At 67.9% G+C, this 24,215-nt stretch carries 29 protein-coding genes and 1 pseudogene; 23 read left to right on the top strand and 7 right to left on the bottom strand.

Annotation, left to right across the window (positions count from 1 at the left end; all coding sequences use genetic code 11):
- The 12 genes from BIU98_RS19360 to BIU98_RS19835 form a co-directional block, all read left to right on the top strand.
- Positions 1-1,065: hypothetical protein (locus tag BIU98_RS19360; protein ID WP_083393086.1), on the top strand; the 1,065-nt coding region annotated here is incomplete at its 5' end.
- Positions 1,058-2,584, top strand: a complete 1,527-nt coding sequence (locus BIU98_RS07740; protein WP_083393087.1) for an SCO6880 family protein — start codon at positions 1,058-1,060, stop codon at positions 2,582-2,584. The genes BIU98_RS19360 and BIU98_RS07740, both read left to right, overlap by 8 nt.
- Complete coding sequence (locus tag BIU98_RS07745; RefSeq protein WP_071274345.1) at positions 2,584-2,793, top strand: hypothetical protein; 210 nt, start codon at positions 2,584-2,586, stop codon at positions 2,791-2,793. Before BIU98_RS07740 ends, BIU98_RS07745 begins: the two co-directional genes overlap by 1 nt.
- On the top strand, positions 2,793-4,307 hold the full coding sequence (locus BIU98_RS07750) for a hypothetical protein (protein WP_071274348.1): 1,515 nt from the start codon (positions 2,793-2,795) through the stop codon (positions 4,305-4,307). Before BIU98_RS07745 ends, BIU98_RS07750 begins: the two co-directional genes overlap by 1 nt.
- A gap of 44 nt (positions 4,308-4,351) precedes the next feature.
- Positions 4,352-5,698, top strand: a complete 1,347-nt coding sequence (locus BIU98_RS07755) for a ParA family protein (protein ID WP_083393088.1) — start codon at positions 4,352-4,354, stop codon at positions 5,696-5,698.
- Between the two features lie 7 nt (positions 5,699-5,705).
- Positions 5,706-6,167 (top strand): hypothetical protein, encoded by a 462-nt coding sequence (locus BIU98_RS07760; RefSeq protein WP_071274351.1) that lies wholly within the window; start codon positions 5,706-5,708, stop codon positions 6,165-6,167.
- 3 nt (positions 6,168-6,170) lie between these two features.
- Positions 6,171-7,253, top strand: a complete 1,083-nt coding sequence (locus BIU98_RS07765) for a C40 family peptidase (RefSeq protein WP_071274354.1) — start codon at positions 6,171-6,173, stop codon at positions 7,251-7,253.
- Between the two features lie 70 nt (positions 7,254-7,323).
- A complete protein-coding gene (locus BIU98_RS07770; RefSeq protein ID WP_071274357.1) occupies positions 7,324-7,710 on the top strand; it encodes a hypothetical protein in 387 nt (128 codons plus the stop codon).
- A 2-nt stretch (positions 7,711-7,712) separates the two neighbouring features.
- Entirely contained in the window at positions 7,713-7,934 is a 222-nt protein-coding gene (locus tag BIU98_RS07775; protein ID WP_071274360.1) for a hypothetical protein, read from the top strand.
- Positions 7,931-8,668, top strand: a complete 738-nt coding sequence (locus tag BIU98_RS07780; protein ID WP_071274363.1) for an HNH endonuclease family protein — start codon at positions 7,931-7,933, stop codon at positions 8,666-8,668. Before BIU98_RS07775 ends, BIU98_RS07780 begins: the two co-directional genes overlap by 4 nt.
- The gene (locus BIU98_RS07785; protein WP_071274366.1) at positions 8,668-10,293 is read left to right on the top strand and encodes a type IV secretory system conjugative DNA transfer family protein; all 1,626 of its coding nucleotides are present in this window, start codon (positions 8,668-8,670) and stop codon (positions 10,291-10,293) included. Before BIU98_RS07780 ends, BIU98_RS07785 begins: the two co-directional genes overlap by 1 nt.
- 229 nt (positions 10,294-10,522) lie before the next feature.
- On the top strand, positions 10,523-10,855 hold the full coding sequence (locus BIU98_RS19835; protein WP_071274369.1) for a DUF4913 domain-containing protein: 333 nt from the start codon (positions 10,523-10,525) through the stop codon (positions 10,853-10,855).
- Between the two features lie 73 nt (positions 10,856-10,928).
- Here BIU98_RS19835 and BIU98_RS19840 read toward each other — a convergent pair.
- Positions 10,929-11,068 (bottom strand): annotated as a pseudogene (locus tag BIU98_RS19840) (IS3 family transposase); the annotation flags it as partial.
- A 31-nt stretch (positions 11,069-11,099) separates the two neighbouring features.
- Between BIU98_RS19840 and BIU98_RS20045 the strand changes: the two are divergent.
- On the top strand, positions 11,100-11,432 hold the full coding sequence (locus tag BIU98_RS20045; RefSeq protein ID WP_368073040.1) for a helix-turn-helix domain-containing protein: 333 nt from the start codon (positions 11,100-11,102) through the stop codon (positions 11,430-11,432).
- Between the two features lie 108 nt (positions 11,433-11,540).
- Positions 11,541-11,792 carry a hypothetical protein gene (locus BIU98_RS18915; RefSeq protein ID WP_139200625.1) on the top strand — a complete coding sequence of 84 codons (252 nt, stop codon included), beginning with the start codon at positions 11,541-11,543 and terminating at the stop codon, positions 11,790-11,792.
- 264 nt (positions 11,793-12,056) lie between these two features.
- On the opposite strand, the gene BIU98_RS07795 is transcribed toward BIU98_RS18915, so the two are convergent.
- Positions 12,057-13,058, bottom strand: coding sequence for a helix-turn-helix transcriptional regulator (locus BIU98_RS07795; protein ID WP_217635678.1), 1,002 nt, complete (start codon positions 13,056-13,058; stop codon positions 12,057-12,059).
- A 725-nt stretch (positions 13,059-13,783) separates the two neighbouring features.
- On the opposite strand from BIU98_RS07795, the gene BIU98_RS07800 reads away from it, so the two are divergent.
- Positions 13,784-14,725 carry a helix-turn-helix transcriptional regulator gene (locus tag BIU98_RS07800; RefSeq protein WP_071274377.1) on the top strand — a complete coding sequence of 314 codons (942 nt, stop codon included), beginning with the start codon at positions 13,784-13,786 and terminating at the stop codon, positions 14,723-14,725.
- Positions 14,726-14,812: 87 nt separating this feature from the next.
- Here BIU98_RS07800 and BIU98_RS18465 read toward each other — a convergent pair whose 3' ends face one another.
- From BIU98_RS18465 to BIU98_RS07810, 3 genes are all read right to left on the bottom strand, one after another.
- On the bottom strand, positions 14,813-14,983 hold the full coding sequence (locus tag BIU98_RS18465) for a hypothetical protein (protein ID WP_083393091.1): 171 nt from the start codon (positions 14,981-14,983) through the stop codon (positions 14,813-14,815).
- Between the two features lie 494 nt (positions 14,984-15,477).
- Positions 15,478-15,930 carry a nuclear transport factor 2 family protein gene (locus tag BIU98_RS07805; RefSeq protein ID WP_071274380.1) on the bottom strand — a complete coding sequence of 151 codons (453 nt, stop codon included), beginning with the start codon at positions 15,928-15,930 and terminating at the stop codon, positions 15,478-15,480.
- A 101-nt stretch (positions 15,931-16,031) separates the two neighbouring features.
- Entirely contained in the window at positions 16,032-16,640 is a 609-nt protein-coding gene (locus BIU98_RS07810) for a TetR/AcrR family transcriptional regulator (RefSeq protein ID WP_071274383.1), read from the bottom strand.
- 123 nt (positions 16,641-16,763) lie between these two features.
- On the opposite strand from BIU98_RS07810, the gene BIU98_RS07815 reads away from it, so the two are divergent.
- The 7 genes from BIU98_RS07815 to BIU98_RS07845 all read left to right on the top strand — a co-directional run bounded on the left by BIU98_RS07815 (position 16,764) and on the right by BIU98_RS07845 (position 21,737).
- Positions 16,764-18,209, top strand: a complete 1,446-nt coding sequence (locus BIU98_RS07815) for a DHA2 family efflux MFS transporter permease subunit (RefSeq protein WP_071274386.1) — start codon at positions 16,764-16,766, stop codon at positions 18,207-18,209.
- A 94-nt stretch (positions 18,210-18,303) separates the two neighbouring features.
- A complete protein-coding gene (locus BIU98_RS07820) occupies positions 18,304-18,621 on the top strand; it encodes a hypothetical protein (RefSeq protein WP_071274389.1) in 318 nt (105 codons plus the stop codon).
- Positions 18,622-18,652: 31 nt separating this feature from the next.
- Positions 18,653-19,018 carry a DoxX family protein gene (locus BIU98_RS07825; RefSeq protein ID WP_071274391.1) on the top strand — a complete coding sequence of 122 codons (366 nt, stop codon included), beginning with the start codon at positions 18,653-18,655 and terminating at the stop codon, positions 19,016-19,018.
- A 29-nt stretch (positions 19,019-19,047) separates the two neighbouring features.
- Entirely contained in the window at positions 19,048-19,308 is a 261-nt protein-coding gene (locus BIU98_RS07830) for a hypothetical protein (protein WP_071274394.1), read from the top strand.
- Between the two features lie 130 nt (positions 19,309-19,438).
- Positions 19,439-19,792 (top strand): helix-turn-helix transcriptional regulator, encoded by a 354-nt coding sequence (locus BIU98_RS07835; RefSeq protein ID WP_071274397.1) that lies wholly within the window; start codon positions 19,439-19,441, stop codon positions 19,790-19,792.
- Positions 19,789-20,472: a cation diffusion facilitator family transporter gene (locus BIU98_RS07840; protein ID WP_071274400.1), complete on the top strand. Its 684-nt coding sequence runs from the start codon at positions 19,789-19,791 to the stop codon at positions 20,470-20,472. The genes BIU98_RS07835 and BIU98_RS07840 overlap by 4 nt, the downstream gene beginning before the upstream one ends.
- A 509-nt stretch (positions 20,473-20,981) precedes the next feature.
- A complete protein-coding gene (locus BIU98_RS07845; protein ID WP_071274403.1) occupies positions 20,982-21,737 on the top strand; it encodes a hypothetical protein in 756 nt (251 codons plus the stop codon).
- Between the two features lie 45 nt (positions 21,738-21,782).
- Here BIU98_RS07845 and BIU98_RS07850 read toward each other — a convergent pair whose 3' ends face one another.
- The gene (locus tag BIU98_RS07850) at positions 21,783-22,325 is read right to left on the bottom strand and encodes an AAA family ATPase (RefSeq protein WP_083393092.1); all 543 of its coding nucleotides are present in this window, start codon (positions 22,323-22,325) and stop codon (positions 21,783-21,785) included.
- A gap of 324 nt (positions 22,326-22,649) precedes the next feature.
- Here BIU98_RS07850 and BIU98_RS07855 point away from each other — a divergent pair, with 324 nt between their 5' ends.
- The gene (locus BIU98_RS07855; RefSeq protein WP_083393093.1) at positions 22,650-23,306 is read left to right on the top strand and encodes a recombinase family protein; all 657 of its coding nucleotides are present in this window, start codon (positions 22,650-22,652) and stop codon (positions 23,304-23,306) included.
- A 71-nt stretch (positions 23,307-23,377) separates the two neighbouring features.
- On the opposite strand, the gene BIU98_RS07860 is transcribed toward BIU98_RS07855, so the two are convergent.
- Positions 23,378-24,022, bottom strand: coding sequence for a DUF4232 domain-containing protein (locus BIU98_RS07860; protein ID WP_071274601.1), 645 nt, complete (start codon positions 24,020-24,022; stop codon positions 23,378-23,380).
- Between the last annotated feature and the right edge of the window lie 193 nt (positions 24,023-24,215).

The raw sequence follows: 24,215 nt of genomic DNA on the forward strand, positions 1-24,215 counted from the left end.
GGCCTCATCGTCGCCGGTGCCCGGGTGATGTACTCGCGGCGCGGGGAGCCATTCCAGGAGGTCATGGGCGCCCTCGGCCGCGCAGTCGCGGTCATCACCCTCGGAACCGCAGCGATCCAGATTTTCGTATGGGGTGGGGACGCCTACGCGCAGTGGATCCTCAAGGCATCGGGTATCAGCGCGACCGGCGGGTACACGGCCGCAGGCTTCGCCGCAGCTTCCCCCGGGCTCGCGCTGATCTTTGGCCTGCTCGGCGTGATCGCGGTCGGGCTGCAGTGGGTCATCATGTTTGTCCGCCAGGCGCTGATGCTGCTCCTGAGCGCGTTCTGGCAGGTCTCTGCTTCCTACGCGCTGCTCAAGCGGGGTGAGCAGGCGTTCGAGAAGATCACCGCCTGGATCATCGCGTTCATCATCTACACACCGCTCGCGGCGTCGATCTACGCGTTCGCGTGGCGACTCAAAGACGGCCAGGACGGCGTCGGCGGGGTCCTCTACGGACTGATGCTCATCGTCCTCGCCGTTGTGGCGCTGCCGGCGATCATGCGACTCCTCATCCCCGCATCCGGTGCCCTAGGGGGCGCGATCGGCGGAGCGATGGCGCTGGGTGTCGGCGCCGCAGCGCTGCAGGCGGGTGTCGCCGTCGGCGCGGCGGTCGCAACCGGCGGCGCGTCCGCCAGCGCCGGAGCTGGCGCAGGCACCGCGGCGACGACGTCGACGACCAGCACCGGCGTTGCCGAGGGCGGCGAAATGGCCTCCGCGGGTGGCCAGGCCGGTGGTTTCGGATCGGACAGCACGCCGACCGCCGGTGGCAGTGACGGCGACGCGTCCAGCTCGGGCAGCGATGGCGCCGCAGGCATGGTCGGCGGGGAATCAGCGTCGGGTGCTGGCGGCAGTGACGGGTCGAGCGGCAGCGACGGCGGTAGCGGGACGCCGGCCGCGGGCGGGGCAGCGGATTCCGGCTCGGGACCGTCGTCCGGCAGCCGCGCGGGATGGGCGGCGGCAGGAGCCGCGGCGGACAGCTCAGAGGGTGCAGCGAACACAGCGGAAGGAATGATCGGTGAGTGACGCAACAGCAGGAAAGCGGATCCGGTTCGGCAACTGGTTGCCGACCACGAAGGGCACCCTCGGTGGGCTGACCCTCATCGGCTGGGCGATGCTCCTGACCGGCGTGATGGTCATGGTTGTCTGCCTCGTCGTCGGCTGGTGGCTCGCGGGCATTCTCGCTGTCCTCGCCGGCGTCGTCGGCAACGCCCTGTTTATCGTCCGCTGGGGCGACCCGACGGCCGGTCGCACGGTCGCTGCTCGCGTCTGGGACCGCTCCGTGGACCGCAAGCGCCAGCGCGCGGGAACGAACCACTACCGCACCGGGCTCTTCACGGAGCTGCCGGACGACGCGCTGACAGCGCTTCCCGGGATGCTCTCCGACCTCGAGGAGATCACCGGCGTCGACGGTGAGGGTGAGGAGTACGTCCTACTTCACCACCGGAAGGACTCCCGGAACCCGCTGCTTGCCGCGACGTTCACCTGCCACCCCGACGGCACCGCACTGCTCCCGCAGGACCGCATCAACGCGCAGGTGTCCGAGTTCGGCGGGTGGATCGCGTCCCTGTCACGGGACACCGCGATCGAGGGCGCCGTGATCGTGGTCGACTCCGCCCAGGAATCCGTCGACCCCCTGATCGCGAAGATCGACGGCGAAGTCTCCCCACACGCCCCGGCCGCCGCGCAGCGACAGCTCCGCGAGGGCGCACGGGCGCTGCCACCGGCCTACGCCGACGTCGAGGTGTTCACCTCCGTCGTGTGGAGCGTCCACGAGCTCGCCGAGAACGTCGATGAGGCCGCGGCTGACATCGCGGCGAAACTGCCGAACCACCGCGCGCTCCTCGCCGGCGCCGGCGCGGGGAGCCCCGCGGTGGCCACTAGCCAGGACCTCGCCCGTGCCGTGCGCGTCGCGTACCAGCCGGAGCGATCGCGGGAGTTCGGCTCCGACGACCTCGCGGGGCTGCCGTTCCGGATGAAGGTCACTCAGGCGGGCCCCGACGAGTTCCACGACGACCAGCGGCGGATCTGCTACCACGATGGGGTCGCGTCGATGACGGCGATGATGGTCGCTCCGCCGCAGATGCACATCACCGAGGACTTCCTCGAGGTGCTGTTCCGGCCGAATGGGAAGTTCCTCCGGAAGCGCACGGCCGTGTTCTACCGGCCGCTCAGCCCGGGGGCTGCGATCAAGGCAGCGAAGAAGCTCGGTGCGAACGCCCGCCGCAACTCGACGACCGCCACCGGCCAGGAGGACGAGATGGCGAAGTATCGGCGGCAGCTCGCGAAGAAGACGGAGCTGGACCTGATGACCGGTGCGTCGATGACGGCGTTCGCGATCGAGGTCACCGTCACGTTCGAGCCGTCCAAGCGCGGCATCCGGAACGCGACCACGGAACTGAAGAACATCCTCGACGGCACCGGCATCGCGTATCGGTTCGTGGAGACCGACGCCGCCGCCGGCTTCCACTCGACGCTCCCGCTCGGTGTCCTGCCGTGGGCGTACGCGACAGCGATTCAGGGCGTCACGGATCGGACCGACTGATGCGGCTGCAGGACGTCGGCACCGTCGAGACCGTGGTGCCGAAGCGCGATGACCTCGCGGAAGCCCGGAAGGGCAAGCTCACCGACCGGCTCCACGAGCTCGAGCACGCCACGAGCCAGGGCTTCGTCCTGGTCCACACCGTCGTCCTCGAGGGCGAGCAGTACGCCACCTTCGTCGACACCCTCATCCAAGACAGGAGCGCTCTCTGATGGCGCAGAGCATGACGAAGCGGCTCACCCGGACCCCGTCGGGGTTCTTCGCCCCGAACGGCGGCGGGTGGGAGCAGATGCCGCAGCCGCCGCGGTGGTACGCCACCAGCGTGCAGGTGTGTGGGATCTACCCGTTCGGTGCCGGCACAGGCCGCCCGATCGACGGATCCCCGCTCGGCGAGGACATGATGACCCACACCGCCGTGTGCACCGACCATGACGCCCTCTACCGGGCCAACATCATCTCCTCACCCTCGGCATTCCTGTTCGGCTTGAACGGCAACGGGAAGTCCAGCACGGCGCAGACCCTCATTGGCGGGCAGGTCGGCCGCGGGCTCACGCCGGCGATCTTCGACCCGATCAAGGGCGAGCACGTGCCGTGGATCGAGGAGCTCGGTGGGACCGTGTTCTCCATCGGCCCGCAGGCTCGCCACCAACTGAACCTCCTCTCGCCCGGTCCCCTCGGCTACGCCGCCCGCCGCATCGGCGGGAAAGTGGGCGCCGAGCTGCTGCAGCTGGCACGGGCGAAGTCGATCGACCTGGTGAAGCTGTGCGTGAAGATCAGCCGCGGCAGCCGTGAGCCACTCAGCGATATCGAGGAAACGGCCGTCGAGGCAATCGTCGACACGATCCTGAACCACGTCGGCCCGAACGAGACCGCGGTCACGGCCGACCTGGTGCGCGCGTTCGCGGAGGTGTCCCCGCTCATGCTCGAGCGGACCGGCCTGTCCACGCCGGAGGCGTTTCACACACGGTTCGCGCGGCTCGGGGAGTCGCTGCGATCGCTGATGACCGGGCAGATGGGGCAGATGCTCTCCGGCACGAACTCGATCGAGTTCGAACCGGGCAACCCGGGCGGGTTCTGCTTCGACACGTCCTCGATCGGGCAGGGGAACACGAAGCTGCTCTCCGCCGCGATGCTGTCGACCTGGTCGCTCGGCATGGACGCGATCGACGCGCACTGGGAGCTCGCACAGCACGAGCTCGCCAAGGAAGCCGAGGCGTACGCCAACGGCGACCGCTACCAAGCGCAGGTGACGTGGGGCGGCTACACGTCCCTGATGGATGAGTTCTGGTACCCGATCCGCGCGTGCGAGGGCATGGTCGACCTCGTCGACGGCCTGTCCCGCACCAACCGCAGCGTCGGTGCCGCGGAGTTGAAGGTGTCGCACTCCCCGAAGGACCTGCTGTCGCTGCCGAACGCGGACGACCGGGAGAAGGCGAAGGGGTTCATCGAACGGTCCGGGCTGCTGATGCTCATGGCGCTCAGCCGCGACGACCTCAACGAGCTCAGCAAGGTCCGGTCCCTGACGCCGAAGGAGATCGACCTCGTCGCGAAGTTCAACTCCTCCAAGACGTGGCGGTCGCCGCGTCGGCAGAAGGGCACCAAGGGAGCCCCTCCCGGCGCCGGGAAGGTGCTGCTGAAGATCTCCGAGCGCGTCGGGATCCCCGTGCAGATGCTCCGCACCCAGACCCAGATGGCCCTCCACGACACCGACGAGCGCTACCAGTGACGACGAACCCAGAGACGACAAGCCGAGAGACAGGACGAACGATCATGCCGAACAGCACCGTGCACGTCGACTACGACCTGGTCGCGAACGGCGACCACATCACCATCGGGGACGCCACGTTCACCGGCTCCAGCGCCTACCCCGACACCATCGGGTGGCTCACCGCGCGAGCGGCGAACACCGGCGCGGCCGTCGTGGTCCGCAGCTACGACGCCGGCACGGGCGCCGACACGCTGTTCAGCATCGACGGCGCCGGCACCATCGAGGCCGTCACTGGTGCCGTCTCCGACAGCGCCACCGGATCCCCGTGGGAAGCACAGCCCGCAGCGCCGGCGATCCCGCAAGCCCCTCGAGCTGAGTACGTCGACTCCGCCCCCGCCGGCGCTCCCTTCCTCACCCCGGCCCCCGCCGCGCCGGCCACCCCAACATCGCCGGCAGTGGCGGAAGCCGAAGCCGTTCCGTCGACGCGTCGGAAAGCTCGGCAGTCGTTCCTCACCCGCGAAGAGGTCGAGGAACCCGCCACGCAGAGCCTCCGCGGGATCCTCGCCCGGATGGGCCTTCGAGTCTCACCATCGGCCGCGGAGCGCGCAGAACGCGACTGGACGCGCCTGGTGAGCCAGCACTGGCCCGGCCCGCGGACGATCGCGATCGTCAACGGCAAGGGCGGCGTCGGGAAGACCATGACGACCATCAGCCTGTCAAGCGTGTTCGCCCGCCACGGCGGCGCCGGCGTCCTCGCGTGGGACAACAACCAGACCCGCGGGACCCTTGGCTGGTCCACCGAGCAGGGGCCGCACGATGCGAGCATCCTCGACCTGCTCCCGCAGGTGTCACGGCTCCTCGGCACCGGCGCGCAGTCCGCGGACCTCGCGCACTACGTGCACCACCAGACCCGAGACCGGTACGACGTCCTCCGCTCCAAGCCCGAGGTCCTCGCCACCGAGCAGCGCTTCGACGCGACCACCGTGGACTCCATCCACAACGTCGCCGCGAAGTTCTACCGGCTCGTGTTCATCGACTCCGGCAACGACGAAACGGACCCGATGTGGCTCCGCGCGATCGAGCGGGCGGACCAGATCGTCGTCCCGACGATCGGGGAAGCGAAAGCGGCCGAGTCCGCAGCGCTCCTCCTTGAAGGGCTCCACGCCCGCGGCGGTCACTTCGCTGACCTCGCGGACAAGGCCGTCGTCGTGGTCAGCAAGCACAAGCACGACCTGCCCGACGCGGAGCTGACGAAGATGGCGTCCGGGTTCTCCGGCCTTGCCCGCGACGTCGTCACGATCCCCTACGACAAGGGGCTCGGCGCAGACGTCATCAACTACGGCGGCCTCCGACCGGAGACGCAGCGCGCCTGGCTCGCCGCGGGCGCTGCCGTCGCGAAGGGGCTCTGACCTGCCCATGACCAAGAGGAACCTCGCGATCGCGACTGCACTGCTGGGCGTCATTGCGATCGCGCTCATTCTTCTCGCGGTCAGGGCACACCTTCCGCACCGCGGCGAGGACGCCAGATCGACGTCGTCACCCATTCCCTCGGCTTCCGCAGCGCCGACCTCGGAAGACGTCGCTCACGCGGTCGCTGAGCGGTTCTGCGAGCCCGAGGCGACGAAGAACACCTGGCAGCGTTCCCTCACTCCGTACCTGACCCCCGACGCGTGGCAGCTCTACTCCGCGGTCCGGCCAGCAAACGTCCCCTGCGCCGACGTCCACGACGACGGGAAGCCCGTAGGCGATCAGCAGACGTCGACGGACCGGGCGTACCAGTTCACCGCCTCCACGGGCGGTCCCGTGACCGTGACGCTGCACCGCGACACCAAGCAGGACCCGTGGCTGGCGTCCTACATCAACGCCGGACAGGAGTAGCTCATGGGCGGCAAAGGGAGCATTATCGCGATCGTTGCGCTCGCGCCGATCCTCGGCGTCGTCGTGATCGTCGTGGTGCTGTTCACGATCATCACCGGCGCCGGCGACGACGACGCCGCGGCCGCGACCTGTGGGGCGACGGGCACCGTGTCCGGTACTGCCGTGGCGGTGCAGGAGGGGCGCCTCCCCGCAAAGGTCGGCCCCTACTCCGGCGACCAGGTGAAGAACGCCGCGGCGATCATCTCAATCGGCAAGCAGCGCGGGCTCACCCAGCACGCCCAGCAGACCGCGCTCATGGCCGCGATGACCGAGTCCACGCTCAACAACCTGCAAGGCGGCGACCGCGACTCCGCCGGCCTGTTCCAGATGCGCCCCTCCCAGGGGTGGGGCACACACGCTCAGGTCACCGACATCAGCTACGCGACAACTGAGTTCTACGAACGCCTGGTGAAGGTGCCCGGCTGGGACAGCATGAACCCGGGCGAGGCAGCTCAGGCTGTCGAGGGATCAGCGTTCCCAGATGCGTACGCGACGAAGTCGGCGTACGCGGTCGAGATGATGAACGCCCTGTCCGGGGTGACGGTGTCGACGGTTTCGCAGACCACCGAAGGCGCTACCTGCATCGCAGGAGCGGCCTCAGGTGCCGCCGCTGGCGGCACGAACAACGCTCTGGTCGGTGGCGAGCAGCCCGCGACGGGGCCGCACGCGGCGCAGATCAACCAGGTCATCGGGTTCGCGAAGCAGCAGCTCGGCAAGAACTACGTCCTCGGCGGTGCCGGCCCGAACGTGTGGGACTGCTCGGGGCTGACGAAGGTCGCGTACGCGCAGATCGGGATCAACATCGACGCCGGCCACTCCGCGACCACGCAGTGGCGCAACGGCGTCGCCCGCGGGCAGATGCACCCCCTGTCCGAAGCGCAACCCGGGGACCTCATCTTCTGGGGCGGCAACGACGCCTGGCACGTCGGCATCAGCCTCGGCGGCGACATGATGATCGCCGCTCCCAAGGTCGGCGACGTCGTGAAGATCCAAAAGGTGTGGGGCACCCCCAACGGCCAGGTCTGGCGGCCCGCCGACGGTATTTGAGCGTCGGCCTCTGAGCGTCGGCCTCTGAGCGTCGTCGCCGGCGGTACACGAACGAAGCAAGGAGCACACCATGACAGCACTCACGCACCGCGTCGACGCGGCCACGGTGGCACTCGAGGACCTCGCCGCGCTCGAGGGGACGACGCTCGTATGGCGAGGGCGGACCGGGTCGATCGGCGCGTTGTTCTCCCCGCTCGAGGGGGAGGTGCCTCCGGACCTGCTCGCGCTCACCGCTGCCGAGCACATGGTCGACCTGCTGGAGTACCAGCCCGACCACCGGTACCGACGTGTGGACGCATTCACCGATGGTCTCGGGAGCGTTGCCGCGGTCCTCGATCGATTGGCGGCCCTCGCGCCGGCTGAGCCGATCGTGCGGTTCGGCGGCGGGCTGGAGCTCGACGGGCCCGGGCTGCGGGATGTGCCGGCGGTGGCGCTCTGGACCGGACGGACGTGGTGAGCATGACCGGGATCGGCCGCACCATGACCGGCGTCGCGGACGCACTGCGCGATGTCGTCGACGCGTACAAGAAGGCCCGCCGGCAGCGGGACGAGATGATCGTTGCCGCCGTCCCGGTGCTCGGCCAGCACGGCGTCGCGGAAGCATCCGGGCTGTCCCGGCGCCGCGTCCGCCAGTTGCTTGCCGAAGCGGAAGCGGCTGACCGGCAAGGGGACCCCCAATGAGACGCCGCATAAAGCAGCACCTCCTCACCGCGGCGGTCCTGGTCGCGGCCGCTGGCCTCGGCGCGATCGCCGCACCCTACGTGCACCCGAGCACTGCGACTGGTGACAGCCTGCCGGCGTCGACGGCCGCGCCGTCCGCCTCGAGCACGGCGTCCTCGGCCACGACGTCGGATGCGCTGCAGGACCTCCACGCACTGGCGGTGTCGGACGCGTCCGTGCCCGGGTATGACCGGGCCGCGTTCGGGCAGGCGTGGGCCGACGTCGACCACAACGGCTGCGACACCCGCAACGACGTGCTGCGCCGAGACCTCACGGGCGTTCTTACCCGCGCCGGCACCCACGGGTGCGTGGTGCTCTCCGGGACGCTGCACGACCCGTACACGAGCCGCACCATCGCCTTCCACCGCGGGCCGTCGTCGAGCTTGGCGGTACAGATCGACCACCGGTACCCGCTCGGGCTCGCCTGGCAGCACGGGGCGGCGGCGTGGACGCCCGCGCAACGAGAGCAGTTCGCCAACGACCCGGTGAACCTCGCCGCCGTCGACGGGCCCGCGAACGAGCAGAAGTCCGACGCAGGGCCCGGGGAGTGGATGCCGGCGAACACCGGTGACGCGTGCACCTACGCCACGACGTTCGTGGCCGTGGCCACGAAGTGGCGGCTGTCGCTCGACACTGCTGACGAACACGCACTGGAGGGCACCCTCACCCGGTGCGCAACGCAGGGGAGCAACTGATGAAGACGACGACACCGGACCCGTTCCAGACGGCGCTCGAGCAGTTCCAATGGCCGTGGTGGGGTGTGCCGCTGATCGTCGCCGTGGTGGTGCTCGTTCTCGCCGGCGGGGTGCTGTTCCTTGTCCGCACGCGCGGCGGCAACCCGGTGGACCGGATGCAACGGCACCTGCGCGCCGGGAACAACCTGGCGCCGGTGCTGTACCCACGCCGGCGGAAGGATGCCCAGCAGCTGCACCCGAACGCGGTCGACCTGCCGCCCGGGCAGAAGATCGGCACGCTCGTCGGGACGGGGTCCGCTTGGGTGTGGCAGGGGTGGCGGGACGTCGCGATCTACATCTTCGGACCCGGACGAGGGAAGACCACCGGCTCCGTCGTCCGGCACGTGCTCGAAGCGCCCGGCCCGGCCGTAATGACCTCGAACAAGGTCGACGGCGTCAAGGAGGTCCTCGCCGGCCGGAAGCGCATGGGCGATGCGTGGGTGTACGACCCGACGCAGGTGTACCGACGTGAGCCGTGGCCGGACTTCATCTACGACCCGCTATGGGACATCGAGGATCTCACCACGGCGCAGGAGCTCGCGGCGATCTTCGAGGCCAGCACCAAGGACGCCGACAGCAAGAGCGACGCGCAGTTCGACTCGCAGGGCCGCGACCTGTTCGCCTACGCCCTCCTCGCCGCGAAGCTCGACGGGATGGGGCTCGCACAGGTCTACAGCTGGATCACGAAGCAGGAGCACGCGGAGATCCGCGCGATCATGCAGAAGCACGGGCAGACGGGACCGGCATCGGCGCTAGTCGGCCTGCAGGGGCAACCGGACAAGACACGGGGCAGCGTCTACGCCACCGCCCAGCGCATGGCGTCCGCGATCGCCAACGACACGCTGCTCGCCTGGACGAGCGCGCCCGGGGTGCGGAAGTTCAACGCGGAAGCGTTCGTCCGCGGCACTGACACCGCCGTGCTGATCTCCCGCAACGGCCCCGGATCGGGCGGCGCGTTCGTCGCAGCGCTGGTCCGGTCGATCTCCCGCGCCGGAGAGCGGGCGGCCGCCGCAGACGGCGGCCGCATCACCACGCCCGTGGTGTTCGAGCTCGACGAGGTCGCGAACATCGTCCGGTGGCCCGAGCTGCCCGACGTGGTCTCGTTCTACGGCTCAATGGGGCTGATCCTCGGCATGTACTTCCAGTCGTGGGGGCAGATCGTCCGGGTGTTCGGCAACGAGGGTGCCGACACCCTGTGGAGCGCATCATCGATCCGTGTCTACGGCGGCGGGGAATCGACGCAGTCGCCGTTCCTCAAGCGGTTCTCCGAGAGCATCGGCAACTACGACGAGTGGACCACCAACACGTCCTCAGGCCGCAACGGGTCCACCCGGTCGCGGGTGTCGAAGTCGAAGCCGATCCTTCCGCCCGACGTGCTGGCGCACCTGCCGAAATGGCGGGCAGTGTTCGACGGAAGCGACGCCGGGCCGGTACTGATCCGCACCCGGCCGTGGTTCCTGGACACCGTGCTCAACGCCATGATCGAGGGCCGAGAAGTGAAGAACGGGAAGATCGTCAAGGAGAAAAAGACGGCCGCAGAACGGGCGTCGACGACGGAGGGAACCGGCCGTGTCGAGCCCGTTTGATCCTGACCGCTGGCCCGCCGGCTACGGCCCCGGGTCCAGTGGCGCCGGCGGAGGAGGGGACGAGCTCCCGCCGTTCGACGACGAGGACGCACCGCCGCCCGTCGACGACGATGACGCGCCGTCGGCCGATCCCAGCACCGGTGAGGTCCTTCCGTCTGGACCGGAGGACCCCGCTGCTCCACCGCCACGGAAGCCGAAGCAGGATCCCCGCGAAGCGTTCCTGCAGTGGGTGAGCGAGCAGATCGGGCAGGTCGAGGCGTATCAGCAGCCCATCGCGCAGAAGCCGGCCTGGTGCCCGGAATGGTGGAAGCACCCAGAGGTCGTGCAGCGGCTTTACGTCTCGTGGAAGGCGTACCAGCAAGCGGTCGACCGCATGTCCGAGGACAAGGGTGCGAAGTCGGCGTGGTGGGTGCAGCACTGGGACCACCACGCCCGGGTCCTCTTCGACAAGCAGCAGGGACCGTTCCGGGCGTGCAACCAGGCAGGCCACCTCGCCGACAACGACGACACGCCGCTGCCGATCGTGGTGGAGGTACCGCCCGACGATGCACGGCTCATCTGAGGCCAGCTCCTGCAACGAGCAACGCCATCCGCGACACAGTTGGGACTGCTGCTGGTTTCGTTGACTCGTTGGTTTAGGCCGCGAGTGCGACCTGTGGGTTGATGATTGCTTCGTACTCGACGGGCGTCAACTTCCCGACCCGCGCTGTAGCCGCTTCCGGTGATAGGCGCCCTCGACCCGAAGCGCGATCGCGAGGCGGAGCTGCTTCCTGCTGAGCTTCCTGCACGCTCATGCGCAGGAGTCGATCACTGTCGTCGATCTCGCGAATGCGGCGGGCTTGAGCGTTCGTGGTCTTCAGGACGCGTTCCAGCGGGATGTGAAGACGTCTCCACTGGCGTACCTGCGTGAGGTGCGGCTTGCGCAGGTGCGGAGTGAGTTGCAGGCGGCTGAACGTCGTGGTGAGGCCGTCGCGACGATCCCGCGCCGGTGGGGGTGTTCACACCTGGGACGGTTCGCTGCCGCGCGTACCTGGCGTGGCACGGCGAATACCCACGAGAGACGCTTCCCCTTCCACACCCAGAACAGCAGCTTTTTGCATGCGTGCCGTTCGCAATTGTGGCTCCGCAGCCGCCTGTAGTACCTGCGGCTGATGAGCGAGACCACAAGAGCGGTGGACGACGTTCCATCCGACGCGCATCCTTGGTGCACGCCCCTCGTGGCGATTCGAACCGATCGGAGATAGCTGGTGGACTGGCAGGAAGTTCTCGAGGTCGGACGTGCTGACGCTCGTCGTCACCGATCCGAGGCAGTCGCTGAGCGGGTGAACGCGATGCACTGCGCGGATGAGGCGCATGCAGCAGGGGACTCCGATGCCACGATCCTGTGGTTGATGCGCGCAATGCAGCAGCGGCTGGCTGCGTCGAGCAGCGATGCCGCGTCGGTGGTCAGCGATCGAATCGCTGACCACGCAGAACACGTCCTCAGCGGCCCCGCCTGATCAATCAGCCTCGTCTGCCAACCGGCCGACGTGCGGGATCAGCACGCCGATGCGTGGTCGTTTTCTCAAACCCGCGCGGTCTCAGCGCGGCTGGGTGCCCCGCAGGAACGCGACCACGCGTCGCGTCATTCTGGCGAGCGGATTCTTGAGCGGGGCGTCTGTACGCCCGAAGAACCAGCGATCCTCGAAGCGGTTCAGCGCAGCGTACGCCGGTTCGACGATGGCCCAACTGGTCGATGATCGTAATCGCGGTAGCTTGAACCGTCAGGCGCTCCCGACTACCGCGCGGCTGCGGAGTCGCCGTGTCGGGAGCCCTCGCAGCGTCTCGCCGGGGTACTCCCCGAACCGGTGCAGGTAGGTGCCGGCGAAGCGTCCCATGTGCCGGAAGCCCCACTCGCGGGCGATGGTCGCGACGGTGACGGATCCGGGGTCGGCGAGTTGCAGCGCCACGCGCACGCGGTTGAGTCGCATCTGCTGCAGGTAGTTCATCGGCGTGCTGTCGGCGTGCCGGAGGAAGGCGCTCTGCAGCGTCCTGGCGCTGACCCCGATCGCCTCGCAGAGGTCCGTCAGCATGACCTGGTCTCTGCAGTGCTCGGCCATGTACGCCTGCGCGAGTTCGACGGTGGTGCGTCCGGCCCCGAGCTCCCGACGTTCCGAGCGTCCGCCGTACGCACGCACGACCCACTCGGCGAGCTGGACCTGGAGCGACAGCCGGGCCTGTTGCGGATCACCGTCACCGAAGGCCGCGGCAGCGACCGCGTGGATGCTGGCCTGCAACCCCGGGAGCGCGTCCGGCAGCGGCTGCGTCCGGAACGCGGCAGTGGTGGTCCGTGCCTCGGAGAGCACCGCGCCCACCGTGTCCACGAACTCCCAGTTCAGGCGGACGACGTGGTGCACGCCGGCGGGAGCAACGATCGAGTACGGCCGGTCGGTCGGAAACACGACGGGGATCGCCGGTTCGGTCACGGCCCGGTGAGAACCATCGTCGATGCGAACGCCGCCGCGTGCCGTCCACCCCAGCGCCAGCCAGTCGCCGCTGGAGAGGTCGCCGCTGCGGTCGGTCGTCACGGCGGAACTCGTCAGCTCGATGTTCAGGTCGTGCAGGGTCCGGTGACGGTACCGGAAGCCCTCGCCGCGTCCGAACACGACCCCTTCCGCGGCGTACACCTCCTCGAACAGGCAGACGGCGTCCCGTCGGTCGGTGCCGCCCCGCTCCGAGAACCGTCGACCGTCAGAGCGTTGCCCGAGCTGGGGCACATCGGACACCGTCGCGTCGTCCGAGGCCGACACGGAGGCCGTCGACGCCGTCGCGCCAGTCGCTGTCAGCACGTGAACGCCGTCCCTTGCGCACCGCGCACGTGCTCACTGTCGGCTGCCCGCCAGCAGCTGGCGTGGACCGACCAGACACGCACGTCCAGCCGGTCGGTCTGCACCAGGGCACGGACTCGGTCACCGCGCGCCCGGTGCCGCCACGTGGACACGGCCCCCGTCAGAGCCCCTGCTCCGTCGCTTCCGTACATGTCGATTCCCAGCTCCCGGCGCCGTCATCCCCTCGATCCGGGACAGTTCGAGTATCAACTGGACAGGAACTGTACCGACAGGGGTTGACTTGCTCCGAGCCGACCGCTACCGTCTGGCCCTCGAACTGGGGTGCCATCCACCACACCAACTCGTTCGAACTCGCACGGGACGTGCCGCGCGCGCACGAAACGGCCAACGGCGCGAGTCGGAGCACCGCGTCCCGCTCCTTCGGCGCCGGTCGCGTGCCCGACTCGTGCGTTCACGGGTCCCGGCGCCAACGGCAGATCATCGGGGAGGCCGACCGGCGTTCAGGAGTGCCCCACTCAGCGTTCCGTTCAAGCACCGACCACGCAACCGAGCGTGCAGCCCGGCGAGCACGCCTCGTTCGTGCTCGCAACTTGAGCGGTGAGGTGTGACAGGTCTAGCGTGAGTTGGTCGACAGAGGACCCGAGAGCGAGCAGGTGAGCCCGATGACCACCATGGTGTTGCAGCACGACACGGACGACATCGACGCCGTGGCAGCTGCGCTCGGGCAGATGTACCCGAGGGTGCGGTTCGACCCGCCGCGCGCCCACGTCCGTTTCCAGGCCGACATCCGAGGCGACGAGCAGCTCACCGTCGCACGCCTGACAATGGGTTTCCATGCACAGGTGACCGTCGAACCGCAAGGCGTGTTCACCTCGGCGATGCTCCTCAGCGGTGGACTCCGGACCGTCCACGGAGACGGCGAGAACATCGGTGGGGTCGTGTTCGGACAAGAGGAGACGGTCGCCGTGTACGACGAGTCCGAGCTCCTCGTCGTCAACCTGCCGGAGGCATCGATCCTCCGCCGAGCGGTGCGCGCAAGCGGCGCCGACACTGGCGTCCTCCGGTTGCAGGGACACCATCCCCGACCGGAACACGCGGCCTTGTGGGTCCAAGCCGTGTCGCACGTCCACCAGAGCGTGGTCCGGGTCGACTCAGCCTTCGAGAACGACCTCATCCGCACCGCCGCCTTCGACTACCTGCTCGCCGTGGCGACGTCTGCGCTGCCGTTCGAAGTGATCACGCGCCTCCCACCCGGCACCGGGTCCGGCGCAGCGACCGTCCGCCGCGCAGTCGCGTACATGGACTCACACCTGGCCGACGCGATCACCATGGAGGACGTCGCGGCAGCGGCCCGCGTGTCACCCCGAGGCCTCCACGCCGGCTTCCGACGGCACCTCGACACCACCCCGATCGCCTACCTCCGCCGCGCCAGGCTCACCGAAGCGCATCGGGAACTCCTGGAAGACCCGACCAGGACCATCAAGGCCGTCGCAGAGAAGTGGGGCTTCAGCAACCCAGGCCGCTTCACGCGCATGCGGCGTGACGTCTACCGGATCAGCAGTGACGACGAGCACGAAGAACGCTCCGACAGTCGCAACCCGTAGCGGCAACGCGAACGGATCCAACGGGAGAAGCAGCGCGCGTTCATCCCGGTCGCGCCAACTACTGACCGCAGTGCACACGGCAGACAGTCATGGAGGTGATCCGCCGTGCGGTGTTCGCTTACACGGCTGGCAGTCGTTGGTGACGACCGTCAGGTCCTCGACCGCGTCGAGGTGCGTACGCATCGGCTGCAGCGTCGTACCGGCGTCGAGGTAGATCGTCATTGAGCCGGTGACCATGCTGTCCGCTGTCCGCGCCATGGCGTCCTATGTTCGACACCGCTCCACGGTATCTGCGCTCAAGTGGTGGCAATCGGGCTGGCCGACCAGTCGATGCGTCGCGACTTCGGAGACCGCGGCTGGTGGCTCGACACCAGCGAGCTCACCGCAGATACGACCGCCGTACACATCGCCGTCAGGCTCGGCGCAACACTGCTACGCCTCACTGAAGGATCGGTTTATCGGGACTCGGACTTGGATCGCCACCGGGCGACGCTTCGCCACGTAGCTACCGCTGCCAACATGAGCATGCAGCCGTCGAGCAACCCACTCGCCTTCACAGACAGCGCCACAATCGCGAGGACGACGAATTCTGCGGAAGCTGAGAGCGAGACGACGAGTTCCGTCGACTCTGCCCTGCGGCTTCTCTCTCGGTTCGCAGCCATGCCGGGACGCTACACCGGGCTCGCACCGGGCTGCCCCTTGACAGCGGGTGGCCTGTCGCTGGATGTAATGGGCCACTGTTACGGGGATGTTCAGCTTTCGATCGGCGCGGCGAGGGCCTCGTCGATGCCGTGGGCGGCTCGGATGGGCATGGATTCCGCCACGGCCTGGGAGTCTTCGTTCGCGTCGATGTCGACGACTTTTCCCCACTTCATTTGGACGATGTGGACGCCGTGGTTGGCGAAGCTGGAGCCGTCGGGAAGCGTCTCGGCGTTGTCCCAGCGGATGATGATGTGGGTGTTCCAGGGGCCGCCCTTGACCCAGATGTCGCGGATGGTGAGAGTGAGGTCGGGGGCGACGCGGCCGAGTCGCTGGAACCAGGCGCGGAGGGCGTCGACGTCGTGCCGTTCGCCACCGATGGTGTGGTGTCCGCCGAAGCGGTGGTGGATGTCCGGGGTGCAGCCAGCGAGGACGGCTTCGTAGTCGCCGGCGTTGACGCGCTGGAAGTTCCGGATGGCGATTCGCTTGATGACGGCGGAGTACATGTGGTGCCCTTCCCTCGGGGCTTGACGGTGTCAAGCACTGAAGCAAGTATGGCTCCGCCTGCTTTACGGTGTCAAGTGCAAATTTTGAGATTGGCCAGAAGTCAGTCGCTGGTCGTGATGCGGGCGTCGAACACCTCGGTCAGTTCCTTCGCGATCTGAGCCGTGGCGTCGAATGAGTCCGCGCCGGTCGCTGCCTGCAGGGCGCCGTCGCGCGCGAGGACCACGAGCCCGTGCGCGAGCGCCCAGCTGATCAATGACATCTGCGGTCTGCCGTAAGAGGTCACGGGGCCCTCACCCGTGATCTCGGTCACCGCACTCGTCAGCTCACCGATTGCATTGTGCTGTGCCTGCAGGAGCTCCGGATCGTCCGCATGGAGGTCGCTAGGGCTGAACATGAGGTCGAACAGTGCTGCGTTCTGCAGGCCGAAGTCGATGTACGCGTGTCCGACCGCGGCGAGCGGCTGGGGAGTCGCACCCTGCCGCACCGCGCGCAGAGAGCTGGTGAGTGCACGGAACCCCTCCGTCGCCAGTACCGTCAGCATGCCGGCTTTATCGCGGAAAAAGTACTTCGGCGAAGCGTGGGACACCTCAGCTCGTCGAGCGACGGCGCGCAAGCTGATCGACGCGCGCCCGTGCTCGATCAACTCGATGCGCGCAGCCTCCAGAAGCGATTCACGGACGGACCCAGATGTGGTGGCGGTGTCAGTCATATCCCCAGTCTGAACCGACAAGGTTGACAGTGTCAATTCGCGTGACGTCGAACGCTTGACAGTGACAAGCGTCTGGGGGATAGTCAACCCACTGCTTGACACCGTCAACCCCCGGAGGTCCTGATGACCGCACGACGTATCCCGGTCCCACTTGCCATCGCTGCGGCCAGTGTGCCGATGTTCATGGCCACGCTGGACAACCTGGTCGTCACGACCGCGCTGCCCGCGATCCACGACGCGCTCGGGGCGAGTCTCGAGCAGCTGCAGTGGGTGACGAACGCGTACACGCTCTCGTTCGCGGCACTGATGCTCTTCGCGGTCGGCCTCGGAGACCGGTACGGGCGTCGGACCCTGTTCGTGTCCGGCATCATCGTCTTCGCCGCGGCGTCGGCGGCTGGAGGACTCAGCACCACGATCGGGGCGCTGATCCTGGCCCGTGCGGTGCAGGGCATCGGCGCCGCGGCGGTCCTGCCGCTGTCACTGACGTTGCTCGCCGGCGCGGTGCCAGCTCGGACCCGCCCTCTCGCGATCGGGATCTGGGGCGGCATCAGCGGGTTGGGTATCGCACTCGGCCCCGTCGTCGGTGGCGCACTCGTCACCACCCTGAGTTGGAACGCGATTTTCTGGGTCAACGTCCCCATCGCCGTCCTGGCCGTTCCGCTGGCGCTGCTCGCGCTGCCCAACAGCGTCGGCGCGCGAGTCCGCTCGGATGTGCTGGGGGTCGTTCTCGCCTCCGTGGGCATCGTCAGCACCGTCTACGGCGTAGTCCGCGGCAATGACGCGGGGTGGACCAGTGCCGAGGTGCTGGCTGCCCTGATTGCCGGTGTCGCCCTGCTGGTCGTGTTCGTCATGTGGGAGTCCCGTACGGCGTCCCCGTTGCTGCCCCTGCGGCTGTTCGGGATCCGGTCGTTCAGTGCTGCGAACGTCATCGGCCTCGTGTTCAGCTTCGGCACATTCGGATCCGTGTTCCTGCTCACCCAGTTCCTGCAGATCGTGCAGGGCCATACCGCACTCGTCGCCGGCCTGATGACGATGCCCTGGACCCTCGCCCCGATGTTCCTCGCCCCGATCGCCGGGCTCATGGCTCCTCGCGTCGGTACCCGCACCCTCATCGTCGCCGGCCTCGCCTTCCTGGCCCTCGGAATCGGCTGGCTCGGCGCCACTCTCACAGCCGACGTCACCTACCTCACCCAGCTGCCCGGGTACATCGCAGCCGGCGTCGGGATGGGGCTGGTCTTCGCGCCACTCTCCACCGCCGTCCTCCAGAACACCACCGACGCCGACCACGGCAAGGCATCCGGCGCGAACTCCACAATCCGAGAGATCGGCGTCGCCCTGGGTGTCGCCGTCCTCACCGCAGTGTTCACCGGCGCCGGCGGCACCCTCACGCCGACCGGGTTCACCACCGCAGCGCAACCCGCGATCATCGTCGGCGCCGCAGTGGTGGCCGCCGCCGCCCTGCTCGCTCTGCTCCTACCCGGCCGCACCGTCCCCACAGCGGAGCGTGCGCTCCCTGCGTCGACCGTGGCCGAGACCACTGGTGCCGCACCCCAAGTAGCAGCCGCGTAAGCCACCAGAGATTTTCGCCCACGAGTTGACACTGTCAATCACCTCGGGCAGACTGGTGTTGCTTGACACCGTCAACCAACCGAAAGGCTCAGTCATGACCATCATCACCACCACTCGTTCCATCGCCTCCCGGGGCAGCGTCCGATCGATCGCCTCCGCGGCATCGCGTGGGTCCATCGCGTCGGCTGCCAGCGCCGGCTCAGCCGCATCGGCAGCGTCGTTCGGGTCTGCGTTCAGCGCCGCGTCGTTTGGGTCCGCGTTCTCGTTCGGGTCCGCGTTCTCGTTCGGCTCGCTGTTCTCAATCGGATCCGTCGGGTCCGTGCTCTCGATCGGTTCCGTCGGGGAGTTCGGTGCCGTGTTCGGTGTCCCGGTACTCCCGACCCTGCTCCGCGCCGCGGGCCTTGCCGCGTAGCTTCCCCCTCCACCTCGAACCGGAGCCGACCATGACCATCGCCTACTGGATCGTCGCAGCACTACTGGCCCTGTTCTACCTCTACTCAGGCGGCATCAAGCTCTTCAGCACGAAGGAACAGCTCCGCCCGATGATGGCCTGGGTCGACACGATCCCGACGCCCGCCCTCCGAACCATCGGCGGGCTCGAGGTCGCCGGCGCTCTCGGCATCGTCCTCCCACCGCTCACCGGAATCGCCCCCAACCTCGCCGTCGCTGCGGCGATCGGACTCGCTCTTATCCAGCTCGGCGGCACAGCCCTCCACCTCCAGCGCGGAGAAGCCCGCGTCCTCGGACTCAACGCCGCACTCCTCACTGCGGCGGTCGCAATCGCGGTCCTCGCCGCACTGCCCCGCTGACCACCGCCCCACCCCGGAACGGACACCCCATGTCGAAAAACAACACCAAGTCGACCGTGAACGGACGCTCCGCCGCTCCGCAGACCAAGCGCACCGCAGCCCGCACGATCCACCTCATCGCCGGAGGGCTCCTGGGGCTCTTCATCTACGCCCCACCCACGTTCGCCGAACCTCTGCGGCTCTTCCTGCAGGTCGTCGTCATCCCCGCCGCTGTCATCACCGGTATGTTCATCTGGAAGCAGGCGGCCATCCGCCGACTCCTCACACGCCGCCACCGCCGCTCGATCTGATCCACGGGGGCGGCTTCGACACGTCCGATAGCCGGTGGGCTCCCGAACGCCACCTCGGTCGCTTTTGGGTCGTTCCGGTAGGGGATCCCCTACCGTGACGTGACGTCACCGCTGACTGTATAGTCACTGCATGCTGACTATCGCACCGCGGTTGGACGTCATGAACCGTCTGGGTCGAGCCCTTGCTGATCCGACTCGGGCGCGGATCCTGCTGCGACTTCTCGAGGGTCCGGGCTACCCGGCACGGCTGGCGGACGAACTCGGGCTGACGCGGACGAACGTGTCGAACCACCTTGCGTGCCTGCGCGGGTGTGGCATCGTCGTCGCGTCCCCGGAAGGTCGCAGCACCCGGTACGAGATCGCTGATCCCCACCTCACCCGCGCACTCGAAGCACTCGTCGACGTCGTCGTCGCCGTCGATGACGGAGCCGAGTGCACCGACGTCGACTGCGATGTCCCGCTCTGCTGTGGAGTCGGCGCATGAGCGCCGCGATCGAGCTCGGCACGCCGCTCAGCACCGCTCGACGGCTGTCGTTGCAGCGCCGTGTCAGGTGGATCGTCGCAGCGACGATTAGCTACAACGTCATCGAAGCGATCGTGGCGATCAGCGCCGGGACCATTGCCTCCTCGACCGCGCTGGTCGGGTTCGGTCTGGACTCCATCGTGGAGGTGCTCTCCGCCGCCGCGGTGGCCTGGCAGTTCGCCGGCCGCGACCCAGAAGCGCGCGAACGCACGGCGCTGAAGGTCATCGCGGTGTCGTTCTTCGGCCTCGCCCTCTACGTCACCGTCGACGCCGTCCTGGCCCTCACCGGTATCCGCGAGCCGGAGCACAGTGCGGTCGGCATCATCCTCGCGGCCGTCAGCCTGGCGGTCATGCCGTTCCTCAGCCTCCTGGAACGCCACACCGGCAAGGAGCTCGTTTCAGCATCGGCGATCGCGGACTCGAAGCAGACCCTGGTGTGCAGCTACCTCTCTGCCGCCGTCCTCATCGGTCTCCTCCTCAGCACCTTCTTCGGATGGACCTGGGCGGACCCGGTCGCAGGGCTCGTCGTGGTCGTCTTCGCCGTCCGTGAAGGACTCGAAGCATGGCGTGGCGACGCGTGCAAGCAGCCCGTGTCAGCGCTCACCGGTGAGCGGGAGGTCGACACCTGCGCCTGCTGCTGACCAGCCGGCGCACCAATGTGACTCGTCCCGAGGCGAGGAGGGGTACCGCTCAGCGCTGCCCGGTAGACGATGGTCTCCTGGGATTCATCATGGTGTAGGTGCGGCGGCGTGCCAGGAGCGGCGAGCTCCGGACGGGTACCCGCCTGACGGGCCGCGGACCGCTCACCGTACGGGCGTCCCTCTCGGCGTTGCGTGCGAGTTCGACGATGGGTCGGGTCGGCCGGTGTTCTCACCAGAGACTGACTGGCGTGCCACTGGTATCGGACTCGGCGGCGCACTGTTCGTCCTCAGCGCTGCGGTCTCTCTTGCCTCACCAGTGAGGTCACTTCGGTGGAGCGATTGGCCGTAGAGACCTCCAGCGGTAGCTCTTCCCCGGCAGCCCTCCTCAGGCCGCCCGGTAGCCGATCGGTCGCCGGTCAACGTCTGGTGGTCGCGCCGTGGGAGGAGCCACTGGTGGCCTCGTAGCGGCCGAGCTATCGTCACGAGATGGCAGCGGTTGCGTTGCTCACGTGGGTGATCAGAGTGAGGACAAGAGCATGGGGCGGGCTCCGATGTACTTCCGAGGTGAGTCGCCTGCTGATCGGCCGGATCCGCTGGAGGAGCTGCGAGCTCAGGCGCGCGCCTTCGGTATCCGCGCTGCGGGTCTGACGCCGCAGCGGCGTCTGGAGGACTGGGGAATCTCCGGTTTGCAGACGTCCGAGCAGGGCATGCCTGGTGAAGCCGTGACACAGTCCGTGACTCTGTCGCGCTCCTACACGGTCTGGCAGAACCCAGACGACCGTCACGACCCCGTCAACTTCCGCCCAGTCGACGACGATCTGCGGCGCATGCAGGCGTCAGCGACCCCGGATGACCTTCCAGCGTGGATCGTGCAGATGCGCGACCGCGCGCAGTACCCGATGCTGTGGGAAGCGGTGCAGACGCATTGGGCACCAGGAATCGAGAACAGCGAAGCTGTACTTGACGTCTCGGCGCTCCTTACCGCTCATGTCGACTACATCCTCCACAACTCGTTCCGGGTCGAGTACGGGCTCGGGGATCCCACCGAGGAACCGTGGAAGCCCCTGGTGCGGCGTGCCGCGGTGCAGCCCGCAGGCGTGATCGTGGACGGCGCAGTCCTGGACACCGGTGTGATGATCGACACCGGCCCCTTCGTGATCGGTCTCGGAGCGCCGCTTCCGGACGGACGGGTGTTCACTGCGGTCGTGTCACGATCGCTGCTGGACTTCGTGAGCCTCGAGTTCGTTGCGGATGGTCCTGACTAACCAGCCGACGCGACAAAGTCCTGAACTCGTCCGGTAGTCGATCCTCTAGCGGCCGTGGAGAATTCGTTTGGTGACTGCGGCTAGCTCTTCACCCGGCAGAATCGGCTGCTCCGTCACGAACGGGAGCGGGTCCCATCCGAGGTACCACTCACGCATTTGATCCGGGCTGACCTCGGACGCCAGCGAACGCCCCGCATGCCGTCGTAGGGTCTCCTCGAACGAGAGGTTGAAGGCGTAGAAGCAAGCGGCGGTCGATGTGCTCGAAATGCGTTCCAGCATCGTTGCGTAGCGGTCGGACTGGAAGATCCCCTCCAGGACGACGTCCTGGCCAGCCGAGAGGCAATGTTTCGCTGCGACCTCGAGAAGCGCCGCGTGCTCCATGCCGTCAGCGTGACCGGCGTCCTGGCGCTCCTTGTATATCGTCCGCCGAAAGTGATCTTGTCCAAGCACCGCGGTGGGCCAGCCCAACTCCTGTTGCAGCTGCGCCGCCAGGGTCGACTTGCCAGAGCCAGAGGCGCCGCGGATCACGATGAGCACGACAGGAAGGTTACGGCTTCGCCGGCTGTCTGCCCTGGCTCGGCTGCCGATCGATCAGCGGTGACCGAGGCCGAACACGTCCCGTTAGCCGGTCGTCCACCGATACACGGCCGGTTGCGACAACCACGACAACTTGACTGTGTCTTGCTTGACCTGAAGATTCCCGTATAGGTGGCCCGCAAAACCCGGTGGGGGTGCGACAAACGCAACACCGCGTCGTCTCAAGAAACTATAGGTTTCCGAGGCACTGACAACAGGCTGCCGTTATGGTCTGCAACTTTCGGAGTTCCGGGCTCAGCCAGTGTCTCAGAAAGTCGTCTCGACGTGGGTCCTGTCTCGACCATCGTCGGACTGGGTTGCTGAGACTCTGATCGGGTGAGGCTTCTCGGATACACCCGGATCAGTACCGGAACGCAGGATGCGCAGCTGCAGATCGAGGCTCTCGTAGAGGCCGGTGTTGACAAGCGAGACATCCACGCCGACGTCACTTCGGGGCGGAAGGAGGCTGCATCCCGTCCTGGGATGGCGCGGTTGCTCGAGTATGCCGGCGCCGGGGACACGGTGGTGGTGTGGCGGGTAGACCGCCTTGGCCGTTCCCTAGTGGATGTGTTGACGACGGTGACGATGCTGGGGGAGCGCGGCATCGGCGTCCGGAGTGTGTCGGATGGGATCGACCCGGCAACGTCGACGGGGCGGCTGATGTTGAACCTGATGGCGACGTTGGCGGAGTACGAGCGTGAGCTCATCGTCGAACGCGTCAACGCCGGCATCGCCGTCGCCCGAGCTGCGGGTACCCGGTTCGGTCGGCCGCCGGTGAACCCGGACGTGGTCGCCCGGAAGCTTGCGATCGTCGCCGAGGCGCGCGCCGCCGGCCACACCGCAGCAGACGCCGCGAACCTGGTGGGTTGGTCGCGGGCGACGCTGTACCGCCATCAGGCGCAAGGGGACCAGCGTGACATGCCCGCGGCTGTGCCGTTGGTCGCTGACACCGCGTTGGCTGACGCCTCAGATCGTGGTGGTGCCGTCGAGTAGCGAGAGGATCTGACCGCACCACGCTCGGGTGACGCGTGGTGCGGTCACGTGGTTTCGGTCGAGTGTTTCGGTTAGTGGAACGCGCCGACGGTGAAGACGTTCTCGTGTCCGACGGTGCAGTTGCGGACGCCTGAGGCGGCGATGAAGATGCTCGTCTTTGATCCGGGTGGGTACACCCGGAAGCCGTCGCCGGTCGCGGGCTTGCAGGCGCTGGCGTCGAAGGCGTCCGCTTGGACGATGTGGAACCGTGCGACCGCAGTTGTTCCCGGCTTCAGTGCCACGGTCGCGTGGGGGGTGGTGCGGTCAAGATCAGCGGCGGCGCCGATCTGGGTTCCGTTGCCCTTGCCGACGAGGGAGACGCCGGGCCAGCCCTGGAGGGTGCAGTCGGTGCTGCCGGTGTTGGTGAGTTGGAGTTCTTCTTCAACGTTGCTTGCGCCGGCAGTGGCTCCAGCGAACGCACCGCTGAGGTGCGCTGTGGTGCACGCGGCGGCGTTCTGGTTCGGAGCGGCACCTTCGGCCCCGGTCCCGGTGGACCCGGAGCTCGGCGCAACGGCCGAAGAGGTTGGGGTTGCTGCTGCACTTCTCGTCGCCGTGGCCGTCGCTGTGACTGTGCGGGTGGACGTTGGTGCGGGGGTGCTGGTACTGCTGCAGCCAGCGAGCAGGACACCCAGCGCTACGACGATAGGTGCAAGGGGCCAACAGGATCGGGGACTCATGTACCCAAACAACCCACTGCTCCGCCAGCGCTCCCAGCCGGCATCGACGATGCCTGCGCCCACCCAGGCCCGTTCTGGACAGCATGGCGATCGTTGCACCAGTCGTAGACCGCGGGCAGACCTGCTGCGGCAACGCCCAGAACGACCCCAACGCCACACGCTCAACCGAGGATCGCCGTGCGGCGCTGAGCTA

This window comes from Curtobacterium sp. MMLR14_010 (assembly GCF_001865015.1).
Lineage (GTDB): Bacteria > Actinomycetota > Actinomycetes > Actinomycetales > Microbacteriaceae > Curtobacterium.

What these genes read in the sequence shown, in the direction of transcription:
- BIU98_RS07745 (WP_071274345.1), top strand. Translation starts at nt 2,584, where the DNA reads ATGCGGCTGCAGGACGTCGGCACCGTCGAGACCGTGGTGCCGAAGCGC.
- BIU98_RS07750 (WP_071274348.1), top strand. Translation starts at nt 2,793, where the DNA reads ATGGCGCAGAGCATGACGAAGCGGCTCACCCGGACCCCGTCGGGGTTC.
- BIU98_RS07755 (WP_083393088.1), top strand. Translation starts at nt 4,352, where the DNA reads ATGCCGAACAGCACCGTGCACGTCGACTACGACCTGGTCGCGAACGGC.
- BIU98_RS07760 (WP_071274351.1), top strand. Translation starts at nt 5,706, where the DNA reads ATGACCAAGAGGAACCTCGCGATCGCGACTGCACTGCTGGGCGTCATT.
- BIU98_RS07765 (WP_071274354.1), top strand. Translation starts at nt 6,171, where the DNA reads ATGGGCGGCAAAGGGAGCATTATCGCGATCGTTGCGCTCGCGCCGATC.
- BIU98_RS07770 (WP_071274357.1), top strand. Translation starts at nt 7,324, where the DNA reads ATGACAGCACTCACGCACCGCGTCGACGCGGCCACGGTGGCACTCGAG.
- BIU98_RS07775 (WP_071274360.1), top strand. Translation starts at nt 7,713, where the DNA reads ATGACCGGGATCGGCCGCACCATGACCGGCGTCGCGGACGCACTGCGC.
- BIU98_RS07780 (WP_071274363.1), top strand. Translation starts at nt 7,931, where the DNA reads ATGAGACGCCGCATAAAGCAGCACCTCCTCACCGCGGCGGTCCTGGTC.
- BIU98_RS07785 (WP_071274366.1), top strand. Translation starts at nt 8,668, where the DNA reads ATGAAGACGACGACACCGGACCCGTTCCAGACGGCGCTCGAGCAGTTC.
- BIU98_RS07800 (WP_071274377.1), top strand. Translation starts at nt 13,784, where the DNA reads ATGACCACCATGGTGTTGCAGCACGACACGGACGACATCGACGCCGTG.
- BIU98_RS18465 (WP_083393091.1), bottom strand. Translation starts at nt 14,983, where the DNA reads ATGGCGCGGACAGCGGACAGCATGGTCACCGGCTCAATGACGATCTAC.
- BIU98_RS07805 (WP_071274380.1), bottom strand. Translation starts at nt 15,930, where the DNA reads ATGTACTCCGCCGTCATCAAGCGAATCGCCATCCGGAACTTCCAGCGC.
- BIU98_RS07810 (WP_071274383.1), bottom strand. Translation starts at nt 16,640, where the DNA reads ATGACTGACACCGCCACCACATCTGGGTCCGTCCGTGAATCGCTTCTG.
- BIU98_RS07815 (WP_071274386.1), top strand. Translation starts at nt 16,764, where the DNA reads ATGACCGCACGACGTATCCCGGTCCCACTTGCCATCGCTGCGGCCAGT.
- BIU98_RS07820 (WP_071274389.1), top strand. Translation starts at nt 18,304, where the DNA reads ATGACCATCATCACCACCACTCGTTCCATCGCCTCCCGGGGCAGCGTC.
- BIU98_RS07825 (WP_071274391.1), top strand. Translation starts at nt 18,653, where the DNA reads ATGACCATCGCCTACTGGATCGTCGCAGCACTACTGGCCCTGTTCTAC.
- BIU98_RS07830 (WP_071274394.1), top strand. Translation starts at nt 19,048, where the DNA reads ATGTCGAAAAACAACACCAAGTCGACCGTGAACGGACGCTCCGCCGCT.
- BIU98_RS07835 (WP_071274397.1), top strand. Translation starts at nt 19,439, where the DNA reads ATGCTGACTATCGCACCGCGGTTGGACGTCATGAACCGTCTGGGTCGA.
- BIU98_RS07840 (WP_071274400.1), top strand. Translation starts at nt 19,789, where the DNA reads ATGAGCGCCGCGATCGAGCTCGGCACGCCGCTCAGCACCGCTCGACGG.
- BIU98_RS07860 (WP_071274601.1), bottom strand. Translation starts at nt 24,022, where the DNA reads ATGAGTCCCCGATCCTGTTGGCCCCTTGCACCTATCGTCGTAGCGCTG.